13 protein-coding genes and 1 other annotated feature are annotated in these 17,781 nt (G+C 40.3%); of the genes, 1 reads left to right on the top strand and 12 read right to left on the bottom strand.

The annotated features are described in order from the left end of the window. Nucleotides 1-211: 211 nt before the first annotated feature. From rplL to mecA, 9 genes are all read right to left on the bottom strand, one after another. On the bottom strand, nucleotides 212-580 hold the full coding sequence (rplL, locus tag M1F65_RS01590) for a 50S ribosomal protein L7/L12 (RefSeq protein WP_001196964.1): 369 nt from the start codon (nucleotides 578-580) through the stop codon (nucleotides 212-214). A gap of 74 nt (nucleotides 581-654) precedes the next feature. Next, on the bottom strand, nucleotides 655-1,155 hold the full coding sequence (rplJ, locus tag M1F65_RS01585; protein ID WP_001287274.1) for a 50S ribosomal protein L10: 501 nt from the start codon (nucleotides 1,153-1,155) through the stop codon (nucleotides 655-657). 38 nt (nucleotides 1,156-1,193) lie between these two features. Then, nucleotides 1,194-1,329 (bottom strand) — a sequence feature (ribosomal protein L10 leader region). A 61-nt stretch (nucleotides 1,330-1,390) separates the two neighbouring features. After that, on the bottom strand, nucleotides 1,391-2,650 hold the full coding sequence (locus M1F65_RS01580; RefSeq protein ID WP_247925343.1) for a TRZ/ATZ family protein: 1,260 nt from the start codon (nucleotides 2,648-2,650) through the stop codon (nucleotides 1,391-1,393). 98 nt (nucleotides 2,651-2,748) lie between these two features. Then, the gene (locus M1F65_RS01575; RefSeq protein ID WP_247925342.1) at nucleotides 2,749-4,497 is read right to left on the bottom strand and encodes an ABC transporter ATP-binding protein; all 1,749 of its coding nucleotides are present in this window, start codon (nucleotides 4,495-4,497) and stop codon (nucleotides 2,749-2,751) included. A gap of 1 nt (nucleotide 4,498) precedes the next feature. Then, on the bottom strand, nucleotides 4,499-6,223 hold the full coding sequence (locus tag M1F65_RS01570; RefSeq protein WP_247925341.1) for an ABC transporter ATP-binding protein: 1,725 nt from the start codon (nucleotides 6,221-6,223) through the stop codon (nucleotides 4,499-4,501). Nucleotides 6,224-6,282: 59 nt separating this feature from the next. Beyond that, nucleotides 6,283-7,221, bottom strand: coding sequence for a peptide-methionine (R)-S-oxide reductase MsrB (gene msrB / locus M1F65_RS01565; protein WP_042902139.1), 939 nt, complete (start codon nucleotides 7,219-7,221; stop codon nucleotides 6,283-6,285). Nucleotides 7,222-7,480: 259 nt separating this feature from the next. Continuing rightward, the gene (gene thrB / locus M1F65_RS01560; RefSeq protein WP_042902138.1) at nucleotides 7,481-8,350 is read right to left on the bottom strand and encodes a homoserine kinase; all 870 of its coding nucleotides are present in this window, start codon (nucleotides 8,348-8,350) and stop codon (nucleotides 7,481-7,483) included. A 1-nt stretch (nucleotide 8,351) separates the two neighbouring features. Beyond that, nucleotides 8,352-9,638, bottom strand: coding sequence for a homoserine dehydrogenase (locus M1F65_RS01555; protein WP_042902137.1), 1,287 nt, complete (start codon nucleotides 9,636-9,638; stop codon nucleotides 8,352-8,354). Nucleotides 9,639-9,785: 147 nt separating this feature from the next. Then, complete coding sequence (mecA, locus tag M1F65_RS01550; RefSeq protein WP_042902136.1) at nucleotides 9,786-10,526, bottom strand: adaptor protein MecA; 741 nt, start codon at nucleotides 10,524-10,526, stop codon at nucleotides 9,786-9,788. Nucleotides 10,527-10,648: 122 nt separating this feature from the next. Here mecA and M1F65_RS01545 point away from each other — a divergent pair, with 122 nt between their 5' ends. Then, on the top strand, nucleotides 10,649-12,127 hold the full coding sequence (locus M1F65_RS01545) for an oligosaccharide flippase family protein (RefSeq protein ID WP_042902135.1): 1,479 nt from the start codon (nucleotides 10,649-10,651) through the stop codon (nucleotides 12,125-12,127). A 46-nt stretch (nucleotides 12,128-12,173) separates the two neighbouring features. Here the strand turns inward: M1F65_RS01545 and M1F65_RS01540 are convergent, their stop codons facing one another. The 3 genes from M1F65_RS01540 to M1F65_RS01530 all read right to left on the bottom strand — a co-directional run bounded on the left by M1F65_RS01540 (nucleotide 12,174) and on the right by M1F65_RS01530 (nucleotide 17,779). After that, nucleotides 12,174-14,702, bottom strand: coding sequence for an MBL fold metallo-hydrolase (locus M1F65_RS01540; protein WP_247925340.1), 2,529 nt, complete (start codon nucleotides 14,700-14,702; stop codon nucleotides 12,174-12,176). Nucleotides 14,703-14,745: 43 nt separating this feature from the next. Beyond that, complete coding sequence (locus M1F65_RS01535) at nucleotides 14,746-15,558, bottom strand: LicD family protein (RefSeq protein ID WP_247925339.1); 813 nt, start codon at nucleotides 15,556-15,558, stop codon at nucleotides 14,746-14,748. A 61-nt stretch (nucleotides 15,559-15,619) separates the two neighbouring features. Then, on the bottom strand, nucleotides 15,620-17,779 hold the full coding sequence (locus M1F65_RS01530) for a LicD family protein (RefSeq protein ID WP_247925338.1): 2,160 nt from the start codon (nucleotides 17,777-17,779) through the stop codon (nucleotides 15,620-15,622). Nucleotides 17,780-17,781 lie beyond the last annotated feature (2 nt).

Genomic DNA, 17,781 nt, shown 5'->3' with positions numbered 1-17,781 from the left:
AATGATGATACTAGAAAAAAATAAATCCTGAAGGGTAAAAACTTGTATCATTTTTTATGGAAAGCCTATTATTCAAAACTTGTTTGTCTCCTAGATAAACTATATAATTAGTTCGCCCCTTTTTTGCCCCTTCTTGAACCAAAAGAAAAAACCGCTACTCCTAAGAATAGCGGTTTTATATGTTTTTTAAGCTACTAATGTAGTCGCTCTATTATTTAAGAGTAACTGAAGCTCCAGCTTCTTCCAATTTAGCTTTGATTTCTTCAGCTTCTGCAGTTGGAACGCCTTCTTTGATGACACCTGGTGCACCATCAACAAGTTCTTTAGCTTCTTTAAGTCCAAGACCAGTGATTTCACGTACAACTTTGATAACGCCAACTTTTTTGTCACCAGCAGCTGTCAACTCAACGTCAAATGAGTCTTTAGCAGCACCAGCGTCAGCAGCACCAGCTGCAGCAACAGCTACAGGAGCAGCTGCAGTTACACCAAATTCTTCTTCGATAGCTTTTACAAGGTCGTTCAATTCAAGGATTGAAGCTTCTTTAATTTCAGCAATAATGTTTTCAATGTTCAATGCCATTGTTATTTCCTCCAAATAAGTTTTTAATTTTATAATAGTTTTTCCGTAGCTAGGCTACGCTGCGTAGCTTAAGATTAAGCTGCGTCTTCTTTGTTGTCTGCAACCGCTTTGACTGCAAGAGCAACGTTGCGCACTGGCGCTTGAAGTACAGAAAGGAGCATAGAAAGAAGTCCTTCGCGGTTTGGAAGAGTTGCAAGAGCAACGATTTCTTCTTTAGATGCGACAGCGCCTTCGATTGCACCACCTTTGATTTCAAGTGCTTCAGCGTTTTTAGCAAAGTCGTTCAAGATTTTCGCTGGTGCGATAACATCTTCGTTAGAAAATGCTACTGCAGATGGTCCAACAAATACTGATGCAAGATCTTCAAGACCAGCTTTTTCAGCTGCACGACGCAAGATTGAGTTTTTAATGACTTTATACTCAACTTCGCTTCCACGAAGCTCACGACGAAGAACTGTATCTTGCTCAACTGTCAAACCACGAGCGTCTACAACGACGATAGATGCAGCAGCTTTCATTTTTTCAGCTACTACGTCAACTAGTTCCGCTTTTTTAGCAATAATTGCTTCACTCATTAGTGTGTTCACCTCCGTAATTATTTTGCTTGGGGAATTTTTCCAAAAGAAAAACGCGCCCAAACCTAGACACGAAAGTACAATACGCTTCTTTTTACATGATACGTTTTGTCCTCGGTAGGATATTTACGAGTCGAGCTCCCCTACTGTCTTAGGCAGTTTTTTCAAACCGTATATAAGTATAGCATAGACAAAAAAAGAATGCAAGATTTTTGCAAACTTTTTTTAAATTTTTTTAAATCTCTACTGTCAAAACTTTGCCTTGCTTAACCACCTGTTCTCCAGCGATATAAACATCATCAACATCACTGGATTTGACAGCATAAACCAGATGAGAGAGCATATTATTCTGAGGTTGAAGATGGATTTTTCCTTGTGGTTGAATGACCAGAAAATCCGCTTGCTTGCCAACTTCTAGGCTTCCTATCTGCTTTTCCATTCCTAGAACCTTAGCTCCTTCGATTGTCAGTGCCTTAAGGGCTGTTTCGATAGGAAATTGGCTGGCATCTCCACTTTTCATCTTTTGAAGAAGGGCTGCTGTCCGTCCTTCCTCGAACATATCTAGATTATTATTGGAAGCAACCGAGTCTGTCGCAATCCCCACTGCTACTCCTGCTTTTTGCAGTTGGATGATGGGAGCGATCCCTGAGGCCAATTTAAGATTACTGATAGGATTATGGGCGATAGCCACATGAGAAGTTGCCAAGCGTTCAATTTCTCTCTCGTTTAATTCGACCCCATGAGCAAAGACAGACGGATGATCTAAGTAACCTAGTTCTTCTAGAAAGGCGAGAGAGCGTTTGCCGTATCGTTTCAGGATAATTCCTGATTCCTCCTTGGTCTCCGCCACATGAATATGGATAGGAATGTCCAGCTCTTTTGCCATATCTAAGCTCGCTTCCAGCAAGTCTCTACTACAGCTATATGGAGAATGTGGGGCTACCATAACTTTGAAATTTGGATTTTCATATCCTAAGATTTCCTCTATAATGGCTCGTGTTCTACTTATAGTCTCAGCAGTTGTTTCTGCCTCTGAAGAAAAGAGGGTCGGTGAGAAATAACAACGCATCTTGGAAGCCTTAACTGCCTGATAAATTTGCTCAATATCCACACCATTGGGATTATACATATCGTTGAAGCTTGTTGTCCCTGACTGGAGCATCTCCGTCAGAGCCTCTTTGACCGACTTGGTAGTCATGTCAGGAGTAAAGCCTGCTTCTGCTGGCCAGATATAGTCATTGAGCCATTCATGGAGATTGCTATCATCCCGAATCCCTCGCAAACCTGTCATAGCAGAATGGGTATGGCAATTGACCAAACCAGGCATGATCCAGGCTCCCTGATAGTCTATAATCTGCTCAGCTTGCTCTAAAATATCTGGCTCCTCTTGGCCGACATAGACGATTTGAGAGTCCTTAACGGCTAAGATACCATCCAGATAAACATGGAAATCTTGGTCACAAGTCACGATATTTACATGCTGATAGACTTTCATTGTTTTCTCCTTCTAAGACCCTGATTTTTCTAGCTATTGTAACAAAAAAGTCACCCGAAGGCAACTTTTTTTCCATAATAATTGCAAAATAGAAAGGATTATTCAGAGCTAAAAGCTGCTGCTTTTTGCATTTGGTAATACTTGCCCTTTCTAGCTATGAGGTCATGATGGTTCCCATACTCAACAATGTCACCATCTACCAAGACGAGAATCAAATCCGCATCCTGAATGGTTGACAAACGGTGAGCAATGATAAAGCTTGTGCGCCCCTTCATGAGTTTGGCAAAAGCATCCTGAACTAGCACTTCTGTCCGTGTATCGATGGAGGAAGTTGCCTCGTCTAAGATAAGAATCTTGGGGATAGCTAGAAAGACTCGGGCAATGGTCAAGAGCTGGGCTTGCCCAACAGAGAGGGATTCTCCTGCATTTTCCAACTTGGTATCGTATCCCTGTGGCAACTGTTGGATGAAAAAGTCTGCATTGGCTGCCTTTGCAGCAGCAATCACCTGCTCCCTACTGGCATCAGGATTTCCAAAGGCAATATTGTCATGAATGGTCACTTGCTTGAGCCAAGTTTCTTGGAGCACCATGCCAAACTGCTGTCTCAATGATGCTCGGGTATAATCGTAAATAGAACGACCGTCTAACAAGATATCTCCCGAGTTAATAGGATAAAAACGCATGAGGAGATTGATGAGAGTTGACTTACCAGCACCTGTTGGACCAACGATGGCTACCTTGCTACCAGCTGGGATATCGATAGACAAATCCTTAATCAAGATCCTTTCAGGATTGTATCCAAAAGAAACATGCTTAAAGGAAATGGCGCCCTTGACTTGGTCACTGGTCAAGACTTCTTTACCTGTTTCAGCAACCTCAGGACTTTCTAATACAGCATAGACGCGCTCTGCACAAGCGAGAGCACTTTGCAACTCGGCTAAAACAGAAGAAATATCATTAAAGGGCTTGGTGTACTGTTGGACGTAATTCAAAAAAGTCACTAAACGTCCGATGGTCAAGGTGGACCCCATCATGATACGATAGGCTCCCACTCCAGCAAGAAGAGCATAGATGAGTGCATTAACAAAGCGAGTCGAAGGATTAACCGTTGATGAATAAAAGATAGCTGACTGAGAATAACCTGCGTAGTTGGCATTCGCCTCATGCAGTTTTTTGATAAACTCTGTTTGAGCATTGAAGGACTGGATAATAGTCTGCTGGCTAAGTGATTCTTCAATCAACTGAGTCTGAATCCCCCTGGTCTCTGTTTGCTTCTGAAAGAGATGATAGGACCGTTTGGCAATAAAGCGTGAAATCACCATGGACAGGGGCGTCAACAGCAAGACCAAGAGGGTCATGAGAAGGTGAATTTGGAGCATGGCTAGAATACTAACCAAAATCATCAAAACACCAATGAAAAATTGATTGAAAATCATGGTCAAGCCAGCTGCCAACTGTTCTATGTCTGTGGTCACACGACTGACCATCTCTCCACTACCCTGCCGATCCACAAAAGCAATCGGTAAACGATGGAGCTTATGAATGATTCGCTCTCGCAAGTCTTTGGTATAAGAGAAGATTAGACGATTATAAAGAAGAGGATTGGCCCATTGTACCAGAGTATTTCCTATGACCACCAAGATCATCTGGATAAAAATCTGCCAAAAAACTGGTGAAGAACCAGCCACTAGAACTTGGTCAATGACCTGTCCAATCAGAATAGGTAGGTAAATTGATAAGCCAACTTGGGCAATAGTTCCTAGAAAGGCTAGGAAAAGGAGGAAGGGATGGCTTGCTAAATCTATGGCCAAACGTTTGAGCGTCTGGTTTGCGGTTTGTCGTCTCATGCTAGTCCTCCTTTCCATTTTGAGATGCGTTGATTTCGCGATAGACTTGGCTAGTTTTCATCAAGTCCTCGTGCTTGCCAACAGCTAGGAGCTCACCTTTTTCCAAGAGGAGAATCTGGTCAGCCATCTGAAGTGTCGAAGTCCGTTGAGAAATCAAGATTAAGCTCGTGTTAGGTAAGTTTTCTCGAATTGCTTTCAAGAGCTTGGACTCAGTGATGGTGTCGAGGGCCGAGGTCGCATCATCTAGGATGAGAAATGGAGCTTGTCGCAAGACTGCTCGGGCAATAGATAGCCTTTGTTTTTGTCCGCCTGAGAAATTTCGCCCTCCTCCCTCAACTAGGGCATCCAAAAGTCCTTCCTTTTCACTGACAAAATCCTTAGCTTGCGCAATCTCCAAGGCCTGCCATAGTTCCTGGTCAGATACTTCTCGATTGAAACCTAGAGTCAAGTTGGAACGAATAGTTCCTTTAAAGAGTTCGACCCTTTGGGGCACGTAGGCAATCCAAGACCGCCACTGCTCCAAATTACGAGGACTACATCCATCTCGATAAAGATCAATGCTCCCCTTGTCTGCTGGATAAAGACCAAGTAAGACTTGCACCAAGCTTGATTTACCTGAACCAGTTCCCCCAATGATACCAAGGATCTGCCCTTGATTCATATCAAAGGAAATGTTTCTCAGAGAAGGCTGGGCCGCATCAGGATAGGTAAAGGTTAATTCTTTGACTTGCAAAACCCGATCACCGGTAGCTTGCTTTTCTTCTAATTCTGAAAAAATATCTTCTGGAGCTTCGGTAAAAACTTCCTCAATTCTCTTGGCTGAGATATAGGACTGGTTGAGAGAATTTATCAGCATGGCGAGCTTAACCAATTCCACCAAAATCTGTAAGAGATAGTTGATAAGGGCAATCAGGGCACCTTGACTGAGTAAACCTCCTTGAATTGAAATATAGCCCTGCCAGATGATGACGAGAAGAGTTCCATTGACAATCAGATAAGTCAGAGGTGTTAACAAACTAGACCAGAAACCCGTCTTTTCTTGCAATCTAGCATAAACTTGGTTAAGGGTTTGAAAAATCTGTAACTCTCGTTTTTCCTGACCAAAAGCACGAATAACTCGCATGCCTTGTAATTGCTGGCGCGTTTCCTGAACCAGCTGATCCGTTTTCTTTCTGAGACTGCTGTAGAGAGGATTGACCAGTCGAGAGAGACCGACAATGACAATCGTCAAAATGACAACCATAACTAAGAACCAGAAAGTCAGCTCAGCCGAGATGCGATAGGCCATAAAAATGGCTCCAAAAACGATAATAGGCGCTCTCAAAAAGAGACGCAGGAATTGATTGATACCAGTCTGAATCTGGTAAGTATCCGAAGTCAAGCGAGTCACCAAGCTAGAAGTTGTCAAACGATCTCTGCTGTCCTTGGGTAAGGAAAGAATATGACGATAGAGGTCGTTTGTCAATTCCTTGGCAAAACCTACCGCTGCCTTTGCTGAATAGAATTGAGCAATCAAGGCCACTAAAACGCCAATCACTGCAAAGATAAGGAGCAGGCCAATCTGCATCCAGAGATGCCCTTGATCTCTCTGGGGCAAGGATTGGTCAACAATCCCAGCAATCACCATGGGAACTAAGAGCTCAAAAACAGCTTCTAGCAACTTGAACAAGGGGGCTAAAATGGATTCTTTGATATAGGGTTTGAAGTAAGATAGTAAGTGTTTCATAGATCCCTTCTATTCTTATTCTGGAAATGAAGAAAGTGGGAAGCCCCACCCTCTCAGTTTTATTTGTTTAAGTAAGGTAATAGATAGCCATATCCTGCTTTTTCCATCTCATCCTTGGCTATAAAGCGTAAGGAAGCAGAATTGATACAGTAACGGAGGCCACCTAATTCCTGTGGTCCATCTGTAAAGACATGACCCAAGTGAGCATTTCCTGACCGAGAACGAACCTCGATTCGCTCCATTCCATGGCTCAAATCCTTGTAATAGTGAATCAATTCCTTAGAAATCGGACGACTAAAACTTGGCCAACCACAACCTGAGGCAAACTTATCCTTAGCAAAAAAGAGTGGCTCCCCTGTCGTGATATCTACATAAATCCCTTCTTCAAAAGTTTGGTCATAAGCATTACTAAACGGCGCCTCTGTAGCAGCTTCTTGCGTTACTCGGTAGGATTCTTCGGTTAGGTTTTCCTTTAACACCTCTTGACTAGGCTTTTCATAGTTAGAGGCATCAATCAATGGCTTCTCAGCATCCGTCACATCGATATGACAATAACCTGAAGGATTTTTCTTGAGATAGTCTTGATGGTAGTCTTCTGCTAAAATGTAGTGGCGAAGTTTCTCCACCTCTACTGCAATCTTTCGACCCAGTATACGCTCCTGCTCCTGCACCACTGTGTAGATAGCTGGCAAGTCTGCTTCATCCTGATAATAGATTCCCGTTCGATATTGGCGACCACGGTCATTCCCTTGTTGGTTAATAGACAAGGGATCAATAACACGGAAATAATAAAGCAAAATCTCTCTGAGTGACACTGCTTTCTCATCATAAATCACTTGAACCGTCTCTGCATGGTCTGTTTCCTTGAGTAGCTGGTAATTGGTCGTTTCGACTTGCCCATTAGCATAGCCAACACTGGTCGCTAGCACTCCAGAAATTCGTGAAAAATACTCCTCTAGGCCCCAAAAACAACCACCTGCTAGATAAATTTCTGCCATCTTTATTTCTCCTTTATCAAGTTTTTAACTAATACTCTTCGAAAATCTCTTCAAACCACGTCAGCTTACATTTGCAACCTCAAAACAGTATTTTGAGCTTACTTCGTCAGTTTCATCTACAACCTCAAAACCATGCTTTGAGCAACCTGCGGCTAGCTTCCTAGTTTGCTCTTTGATTTTTCATTGAGTATAAACTTCTTTTCAAAAAAAGGACAGGAAGCCCTCTGGTCGAGAGTTTCCCCATCCTATCTTCTATTCTTTATTTTGCTTCGACACGGACACCTTGCGTATCAACTTTCAAGTCATGCAGTTTGCCTTTGAAAGACTGCTTTTGCAATTCTGCCTTAATCTTCGGCATCTTGTCGTGAGAAGCCAAGACCATAACTGTCGGTCCAGCACCGGAAAGGTAGGTTGCATAGGCACCATTCTCTTTAGCTACTTGCTTAATCGTCGCAAATTCACGGACCAGACTTTGACGATAACGCTCGTGGAAGAGGTCTCCCTCAATCGCTTGGCCAGCAGTCACCATGTCTCCTGCTAACAAGGCTGCAACGGCTATATTGGCGATAGAACTGGCTGCAACAGCTTCCTTGTAGGACAATTTCTTAGGAAGGACACCACGGCTGTCTCGAGTGCGCAATTCATAGTTAGGAATGTAAGCTAGAAAATCACATTCTGGGAAGTCTGCTACGATAGCAGAGACTTGACCTTCAACGGAACTCGCAATAACAAGATTTCCATAGATAGCTGGAGCCACATTGTCAGGATGCCCTTCAATCTTGGTAGCCAACTGCAATTTGTCGTGGTTAGATAAGTTGAGATTGCCCAGTTGGTTAGCCAGTTCAATCCCAGCAACGATAACAGAGCTAGAAGAACCCAAACCACGCGCCAAGGGAACATCGCTGGTCATTTTCAAACGTCTCGGTTGCAAGTCAGGCGCAATTTGCAAGGCAATCTTAAGCAAAAGATTACGCTCGTCATGGGGAATCCATTTACCAATCTGGTGTTCAATCAACCACTCATCCCGTTCTTCACAGACCTCAATTTGAAGATACTTGGTTACAGCTACACCGACCGAATCAAAACCTGGCCCAATATTGGCACTGGTTGCAGGTACAATAATCTTCATCCTATTCTCCTAACACCTTGAAGGTATTCAAGAGGTCAAATTCTGAAGCTTTGGCCAACTCAGCTGAAACATTCTCAAGTTGTGCTTTATTGATCTTATGTGTAATAATGACGACACGCGCCTTGTCACCCTCTTTACTATCTTGGAGGATTTGCTTGAAGGAAATATCTTGAGCGTTGAAAATCTCAGCCAATTTCAAGACCTGCCCTTTTGAGTCTGGAGCCAAGATTGAGAAATAGTAGTTTGCTTTAACATCTTCTGGATTTGCCAAGACCAAGTCACGGCTATATTCGTTGAAGTCTTTGCCAATGGTACCATCATTCAAACGACGAACGATACGGACAATGTCCGCTACAACACTTGTTGCAGTTGGTTTTTGACCCGCACCTGGTCCGTAATACATAGACTCACCGATACCGATAGATTCTACAAAGACTGCGTTCATTACCCCATTCACACTGGCAAGTGGATGTGCTTTAGGAAGGAAGGTTGGAGTCACTTCTGCAGCAATACCTGAAGGAGTTTCCTCGATAGAACCAACCAATTTCACTACATAGCCAAGGTCTTGGGCTACAGCTACGTCTTCTGGTGTGATGTTGCGGATTCCCTTGTGGGCTACATCGTCAAAGGCAACCTTCATACCAAAAGCAAACTGGCTCAAAATCACCATCTTGTAGGCTGCATCAATCCCATCCACGTCATTTGTAGGATCGCTTTCTGCAAAACCTAATCTTTGTGCTTCAGCCAGAGCATCATCGTAAGACCAGCCTTCTTCGACCATCTTGGTCATCATGAAGTTAGAAGTTCCGTTAACGACACCAAGAACGCGCGTTATTTTATCAGAAGCCAATGAATTTGCTAGAGTACGAAGAATGGGAATACCACCAGCTACTGCTGCTTCGTAGTATAGTGCTACATTATGCTCTTTAGCGATTTCTAACAATTCTGCACCATGAACAGCCAAAAGGTCCTTGTTAGCAGTAACAACGTGTTTCCCAGCTTCTAAGGCACGAGTGATAAAGGTCTTAGCTGGTTCGATACGCCCCATCAATTCCACTACGATAGTAATGTCCTTGTCTGCTAAAATATCATCTACATTGGTTACAAAGTTAAAGTCATTTCCTGCTGCAAGCAAGCGATTCTTTTCATCTTCATCCTTGACCAATACCTTTGCTACTTCAATCTCAGAATGAGCTGACTGAACGATTTTTTCTCCATTTTCCTTTAGTAGGAATGGCACACCACTTGCAACGGTACCAAATCCAAGTAAAGCAATTTTAACTGTCATGTTTGTCTCCTAGAAATTTTCTGATATAGCCATTATAACAGAATTTTGTGAAAATTCCTATTATAGTAAATCACTATTTCAGTCTGATAAAGAAAAAACGAATCCCATGATTCGTCTTTCTTGATAAATGAAAATTGATTTTAAAAATTATGAACGAATCTTTTGCAGACCGAGAACTGCATCGTGATTGATCAAGATTTGCCCATACTCTTGCAAGACTGAACGACTGATGTCACTGTCGTCTGCAAACTCACGCATACGAGCCAAGAGCCAGGCTGGATATGGACTTGGATGATTTTCTACATCGACTAAGATTGTCAAATAATAGTGTCCATTCATCTTATAGAGTTCAGAGGTTTCCATCTGGTAGTTAACCGTCTTTGCAAAAGCAACTAAGTCAGCAAGGCTTACAAAGCGCAGGATATAGTAGATATAAGGTTCTTTCTTACTCTCAGTCTCCTTGTCTGCCTGCTCTTGCTCTTCTTCCTTTGCTTCGACCTGCTCTAGAGATTGGATGGCCTCAATATCGTCCTTGGTTTTATCTGCAATGCTCTTTTCCAAGGTTTTGAGAAATTCATCCGGCGACATTTGGGCTAATTCTTCCATGTCTGGTAGATCCGCCAAATCTTCAAAATCCAGATTCTGGTCAATCTTGGACTTGGTCACAAAGACGTCCACCTTATCAGGTTTTGGCGTCACGCGGAAACTCAGCATGCCACTATCCAAGAAATTGTCTGGCATCTCTAACTCATCTAAAATAGCATAGAAAAACTCTTCAGTTTTTTCCTGAGGAACGAGAAAGTCTGCAATCTCCATTCCTCGGTCCATCAAATCATCTAAAGTCATTGTGATTTTCAGTGTTGTATCACTAATTTGTTTCATCTTCATATCTAGTAACCTCATACTTTCAGTCTATCTATTATACTAGATTTTTACGATTTTATCAAAAGAATGAAGCGAGAATGTGATATAATACTAGATATGATTTTAGATTTAAGAAAGAAAGTTCAATGAAAAATATAAAAGTAAATGCCTTGGCCAGCTTGCTGGTCAATATTCTCAATATCGTTTTTCCACTGATAACCAATCCTTATCTGACGCGGATTCTCAGCAAATCCAATTACGGTTATTTCAATACAGCCAATACCTGGGCAAGTTTTGTTATTCCACTAGCTGCCTTTGGAATATACAACTACGGGATTCGAGCTATTAGTAAGGTCAAGGATGACAAGAATAAAATCAACTACGTCTTTTCTAAGTTGTTTTATATCTCGGTTTTTACCTCTCTCCTGACGACAGGTATCTACTTCCTCATTATCTTCTTTGACACCAGCATTGAGAATCTGAAAGTTCTCTACTACATCCTAGGGGCTCAAGCACTCTTCCAATTTCTCAATATCGAATGGATGAACGAGGCTTATGAAAACTATGCCTTCATCCTCTATAAAACATTAATTATTCGAATTACCATGCTGGTCGCTATCTTCGCCTTCGTTAAAACGGCAGATGATATCGTTCCTTATGCTATCGTTATGACAGCGACCACTATCCTCAACTACCTGCTCAGTTTTCTTTGGATTAAGAGAGAAGTTTCTTTTGTTAAGATTGGTTTCGTCGAATTAGCTAAAGCTTCTAAACCACTCTTTACTATGCTTCTCTTAGCAAACGCTAATATGCTTTATACCTTGCTAGATAGAATGTTTATCACCAAGGGACCGGATGAGAACTATATTTCCTACTATACAATTGCCTATAGTATCGTCATGCTGATTGCCAGTGTCTTGAGTGGAGCTATCAACGTCAGTATTCCACGCCTTGGCTACTATCTCGGTAAAAAGGATTACAAGTCCTATAATTATCTCGTGAATCAAGCGGCATCCTTATTCTATTTCCTTATGGTTCCAACTAGTATCGGGATTATGATATTGGGACGGTACGCAACTGTTATTTATTCTTCTGAAAAATATCTTGAAGCGGGTATCGTAACTAGCGTCTTCGCTTTTCGTACCATCATTTGGGCTATTGAGTTGATTCTTGGTAAACAGATTATCTTTATCAACGATCATGAAAATCGCTTAACTGCCTTCTACTTCCTTGGTGGTGGTGCCAATATACTATTAAATAGCATCTTGTATTTCAATAATATTTTTGCACCTGAGTATTACATCACTACGACCATTATCGCAGAAACTATCGTTGTTTTACTTGAAATTCATTTTATCAAGAAACACCAACTGATTAGTTTAAAAGAAATTTTTATAACCTTAACACGTTATAGCATTATATCCCTTGGTTTTATCCCAATCTTCTATATTTTTAAGATGATTTTCCAAATCAATTCTTACACAGTAAACTTCAATATGATTCTCATGGTTCTGTCTACCGTAGCAACTTGTGGTATCTATTACCTCTTGACCCTCTTTATTACCAAAGACAAAACACTCCACTATGCACTGAACCTTGTACTTGCTAAATTAAAACGAAATTAAAAAAATCCCCTACTGATAAATTAGTTGCCAGTAGGGGATTTCTTCTTTATTCTTTTTCTTTCTTTTCAGAAGCGTTGGCTTCTAGATTTGAATCTTGTTTAGGTTGTTCAACAATAGAGGAATTAGCTTCTTGTTTCTGTTCTGGCTTGACTGCCTCGCTATTTACAGCAGCAACAGCCTGTTTCCAGATACCTTCTTCGTTTACTTTGTAACCATCAGGTGTTGTTGCGTTCTTCAACAAAGAACCATCAGCTTGGAAATAGTACCAATTACCATCAAGCTGTTTCCAACCTGTCTGCATAGCTCCTGATTCATCAAAGTAATAATGATCACCATTTACTTTATGAAGGCCAACCAACATGATGCCATCTTCAGGATTTAGATAATACCAGACGCCTTTGTCTTTTATCCAACCAGTTTTCATGGCTCCATTTGATTCAAAGTAACGGTAATGATTATCAAACCATTTCCAGCCAGTTTGCATGGCTCCAGATTTGCTAAAGTAATATTGCTTACCATCTACTTGATGGAGGCCGACTAACATAACGCCTTCCTTACCTTCAAGATAATACCAGGCATCACCATCTTTCAACCAACCAGTTTGGAGTGCGCCCGACGTAGCGTAGTAATGCCAAGAATCATTTGACCACTGCCATCCAACTTGCATAGTACCTGCTGAGCTGAAGAAATAGTTCTTACCGTCAATCTCTTTAGATCCTACAGCCATAATACCTGTTTCTGGATCCAAATAATACCATGATTCTTTATCTTTCAACCAACCAGTTTTCATAGCACCTGAGTTCGTATAGAAGTACCAGCTATTGTCTTGCCACTTCCATCCAGTCTGCATGGCACCACTAGCATTCAAATAGTAACGAACACCATTTATATCTTGTCTGCCAGTTAACATGATGCCATCTTTATCCAGATAATACCATGTTTCCTGATCCTTGACCCAGCCGGTTTTCATAGCTCCAGAACTTGCAAAATAGTTCCAGTGACCATCAACAAATGCCCAGCCAGTTTGCATGATACCTTCTTGATTAAAGTAGTATGTGCTTCCATTGATATTCTTTTTACCGATGGTCTTTAGCCCATCCTCATCATAGAAATACCAATTTGAATCAATCTTTTGCCATGTTGAAGGCTTACCTGCTGTTTGGAGTGCACCACTTTCGCTAAAGAACATCTTCTTGCCATTATAGACTTGGTGTCCTGTTAGCATCTTCCCATCTGCAGCAAAGAGATACTTTTTCCCTCCAATTTCAGAGAGCTCGCTAAATCGTCTAGCACCATTTGATTGGATATAATACCAAGAGTCATCTAGTTTGAACCAACCACCAGTTTGCATTTTACCATTTTGGTTCAGATAGTAATCATTCCCATTGGCATTTTCTCCCCAGTCGTCGTTAAGGTGAAGCCAGCGACCTGCTTGCATTTGTCCTTTTCCATTAAAGAAATAAGTGGCTCCGCCAATCTCTCTCCAGCCGATAGCCATTTCTCCGTCAGTCAAACGATATTTCCAATAACCATCTTCTTGATACCATTTTTCGTCAACTACAGGGATATTAGGGAAGGAATTTGAAACATTTGCAAATCCTTTATCGCTAATATCAAAAACGGTAGCGTCTTGAGTTTGGCTAGCAGCATGAAGAACCTGAATATTTTTCTTCTGAAGGTATTCTCTGGTTGAAGCAACATTAATATCTCCACCAGTTGTCTGAATAATCATTTTTGGTGATAAGTTTTCAAGGAAATTAATCGTATTTGAAATTGTCGCATCATAATGGTGGTTCCATTTCATCATATCAACCTTGCCGATGACTGGACCTAACTTATCTTCTGCTCCTTCGGCATTATCCAAATCTCCACCAAGATAGATTCTCTTTCCTGCCACAGTCACTACTGAAACAATGGAGTTGGAGTTATCATCTCGAACTTTTTTCAGATTCCCGTCAGCATCATATTCATTCTTATAGTTGTAGAGTTGGATATCCATATCACCTAATTTTAGGTGGCTATCCTCATCTGAAATATTCTGGATAAGAGTAACTCCTCGTTTTTGAGCTGCTCTCAAAGCATTATCATAATTGAAAAGATTATCCCATAGTCCCCAGTTTGCTGTGATCCGATCATCTGAATATTTTTTCAAATAAAACTTACCGACTTGATATCGATTGAGTATTTCGTCTGCTCCACCAATATGGTCACTATGAACATGAGTGCCTATAATAAAATCTAATTTTTTTACACCTATTTGATCCAAGTGGCGAATCAATCGATCCTCCAATACTTGATAATTTCTCATGGAAATTCCCCAGCGGCTTGGATAGCGTGGGTCACTCCCATCAGGGAAATCATAGTCTTCACCCATATCAATCAAAGCATAGTGACCATTGCTTTCCAGAAGGATGGCATCACTCCCAGATTTTGCTTTAGTATTTATGAAATGGATACGATTGCCCGAACCTGCAGAGATGGTATCTGCATCTACTCCTTGCGATAACTGAATCAGTAATAGAAAGAATGCGAGAACACTATAGCTGACTGATTTTAATAACCATTTATTTTTCACCTTGAAAACTCCTTTATCTTAACATTAAGCAACTTTTACTAATCTAATTAATCCAGTAGTTTTTATCCCCTCCTGGGACTTGTTGCTCAATAGGCGGTGGAGTCATATAGTTTTCTCCAAATTCGTAGACAAGTATTTCATGGTATTTTCTCGGAACCTTGACCACAATGTTTTCATAAGGCATATCAATCAAATCATAGAGCCATTCTTTTTTTATACCATTGGGATAATAAGGGTCATAGATAGTACAAGTGAGATCTGTTGCTTGATCTACACTATACTTCAAAGCAAGGCTCTCTAATTTTTGATTCCATAGCTGTGGAGAAGTTAAGCGGAAAATAGCTGATCCCATATAACGAGGGAGGTTTTTAAGTCCACCATTCTCAGACTTGATCCCTTTAAAATTCAAAGAAGAAAGGCGAACGAAATATTTGTAGAGTTTCATTTTCTTACGGTCATTTTCCTGTGTTACGACACCATCATATGGAAAAATGTCAACGCAAGTTCCCAATACGACCGTTGGGTCTACGAGGTTAGCATCTCGACGTGTCCTTACATCATAGACTCTCATATAACTGTATGGATATCCCTTTGTTTCTCTGAATGAAATCAATTTATAGTAGGGATGATTTTCATTTTGTAAAACCTTATACAATTTTTCAAATTCATCACGCGCTAAGGAAATATCTGTATCATCATCCCAAGGGATGAATCCTTTATGGCGTACAGCTCCTAGTAAGGTTCCAAAATCAACAAAGTATTTGATTTGATGTTGTTCACAAAGCTCATGTAGATACTTTAAAATATCCAATTCTACTTGTTTGATTTCTTCAAGAGTTAAAGTTCTTTCAGACATAGGTTTTATTCTCCTAAATTTGACTATATTTTTAAACGTTTCTTAATCCCAATCCTGTTCGTTATTTAGACCTTTTAACAATCTTCCACAATTTAAAATCATGATGAGATACTCTTTGTTCAACCGGTGGCAATTGCATATAGTCTCCGTAGTCTGAGGTCAAAATTTCATGATAATTTTTCGGAATGGTAAATTCAATACCTTCAAATATTCCAGTAGTAACTTGTTCCAGCCATTCACGTCTCCACACTGGTTTGTTCATATCCTTGTAGATAAGATAATCCACTTGCTCATAATCTGAGACTTTACGGGATTTTGCAAGCTCTTCAATCTGGGCAACGTATTTGTTCGTATTGGTGAAATAGAAAATAATAACTGACACATAGCGTAGCAGTGAATTCAGTACACTTTTCGTATTGGTAATGCCTTTAAAGGTGTAGCAACTCAATTGACGTTTCTTTATCAGTTTCGTCATCTTGTTTTTAAATTCTACGTCATCCTCGTAGCCATCTACAGGGAAAATATCTACATAGATTCCCATATTCGAATCGATGCGAACATCTTCTTCCAGCAAGTAGGTATGGTTATCCTGCACTTTCATGAAGGGATAGACATAGTTGAGATTATTTTTATAAGACATGACCTCGTAACGTTTATCAGGGTTAGCGATAAGGTAGTCTTGCAACTTTTCATAATCTTCTCGTAACATGCAGATATCCATGTCATCATCCCAAGGGATAAATCCTTGATGGCGAACAGCACCAATTAGACTTCCATATGCTAAGAAATACTTGACACCAATTTTCTGACAAACTTCATGAATATACTCCATGATTCCAAGTTCCATCTGTTGAATTTCATTGACATCTGTTACTTCTTGGTACCGAACTCCTTCATCCCGTTTGCAGACTACGAGTCCATAGCCAATCGCTAGCCAGAAGATGATATTAATAAAGTTGGTTGAATACATAATCTGACTTTCAAATAATTGACCAAACAAGATACCAAAGAATAGGATCATGATCAATTTATCAGTATTTTTCTTGGAAACAATCAAATACGTTAAAAAGCGCTTGATGACATAAGCCAGTACAAGAAGGAAGGATACCAAACCTAGAACTCCCGAACTGACAAATATGGTCACAAAAATGTTATGGAAATTCCCACCAATAAGGGAGTTTTGAATCTCAAATTTACTGAAATATTCTGTGTAGTAATCTGGAACATTTCGTACACCATAACCAAAAATTGGTTTGGCGCTTCCCATCTTGATGGCATTTTTCCAGATATAGGTTCTACCACTTGGTGTTGTCTCGATCAGATGGAGCTCACCGTTCTTCTTAGTGACAGACGAATCTGTCTCAGCATAGGATTGTCCTTTGTTTAAATCTAAGACAGTCGCTGTTTCAGATGAGATATAGATTGAAGTTACATAGCTTAATCCAATATTAGTTGCAGTAATCAGCAAACCAGCAACTATAAAAGTGAGGAATCGTTTAACGATACTTCCTCTAGTAGCAAAGAAACTATAGAGTCCAATCATGAGAAGTAAAGAAAGTAAGGCTCCTCGACTTTGCATCGTAGCAAAGTAAACGAATTGAATCACATTATTCAGTTTAAGATAAACAGAATATTTACTTCCTTTATGGATCAAATACATAGCCAAAATAATGCTAATATATGAAAATATCGCACTAGCATTAGGATTGACAATTCCCCACAGACGTCCATTCATGACACCATAGTAATAAGATTGTTCGCCAATCTTAAATAGGATAAGGACTCTACTTATCAATAAACCAAACGCAAAAATTGCTGAAGAAAAAGATACAATTTGAACCGTATAGGCAATCCAGTCAAATAATTTTTTAAGTTGCCCTGATTGTAACATGGTAAATAATAAAACATAGGTTACCATGAAGAGGATTTCAATCACATTTCCAATCAGATGTCCAGAGCGATTGAAAACAGCTGATAGCAGATGACTTCCAGCTAAGAGTCCAAATAAGGATAGAAATTTGCGATCTGCTGTGATTTCTTTCCACTTAAACAATAAGGTATAGCAAATATAAAGCACTACAATCGCTGATAATCCCTTGTAAAGGGGATTTGCTATCTTATAAACCAGTGAACTCATACTTAAAATCGAAATGAAAACAAATAGATACGCAATCCATAGTTTTGATTTTTCAAAGTATTCATCCATTTTTGAAAAATTCATTT

Source organism: Streptococcus oralis (assembly GCF_023109195.1).
GTDB classification, from domain to species: Bacteria; Bacillota; Bacilli; order Lactobacillales; family Streptococcaceae; genus Streptococcus; species Streptococcus oralis_BV.
The sequence above is the reverse complement of the archived record's forward strand: the minus strand, read 5'-3'. Positions and strand labels throughout refer to the sequence as shown.

Bases quoted from the DNA above. Each gene is read 5' to 3' on its own strand.
- rplL (WP_001196964.1), bottom strand. From the start codon at position 580: ATGGCATTGAACATTGAAAACATTATTGCTGAAATTAAAGAAGCTTCA.
- rplJ (WP_001287274.1), bottom strand. From the start codon at position 1,155: ATGAGTGAAGCAATTATTGCTAAAAAAGCGGAACTAGTTGACGTAGTA.
- M1F65_RS01580 (WP_247925343.1), bottom strand. From the start codon at position 2,650: ATGAAAGTCTATCAGCATGTAAATATCGTGACTTGTGACCAAGATTTC.
- M1F65_RS01575 (WP_247925342.1), bottom strand. From the start codon at position 4,497: ATGAGACGACAAACCGCAAACCAGACGCTCAAACGTTTGGCCATAGAT.
- M1F65_RS01570 (WP_247925341.1), bottom strand. From the start codon at position 6,223: ATGAAACACTTACTATCTTACTTCAAACCCTATATCAAAGAATCCATT.
- msrB (WP_042902139.1), bottom strand. From the start codon at position 7,221: ATGGCAGAAATTTATCTAGCAGGTGGTTGTTTTTGGGGCCTAGAGGAG.
- thrB (WP_042902138.1), bottom strand. From the start codon at position 8,350: ATGAAGATTATTGTACCTGCAACCAGTGCCAATATTGGGCCAGGTTTT.
- M1F65_RS01555 (WP_042902137.1), bottom strand. From the start codon at position 9,638: ATGACAGTTAAAATTGCTTTACTTGGATTTGGTACCGTTGCAAGTGGT.
- mecA (WP_042902136.1), bottom strand. From the start codon at position 10,526: ATGAAGATGAAACAAATTAGTGATACAACACTGAAAATCACAATGACT.
- M1F65_RS01545 (WP_042902135.1), top strand. From the start codon at position 10,649: ATGAAAAATATAAAAGTAAATGCCTTGGCCAGCTTGCTGGTCAATATT.
- M1F65_RS01535 (WP_247925339.1), bottom strand. From the start codon at position 15,558: ATGTCTGAAAGAACTTTAACTCTTGAAGAAATCAAACAAGTAGAATTG.
- M1F65_RS01530 (WP_247925338.1), bottom strand. From the start codon at position 17,779: ATGAATTTTTCAAAAATGGATGAATACTTTGAAAAATCAAAACTATGG.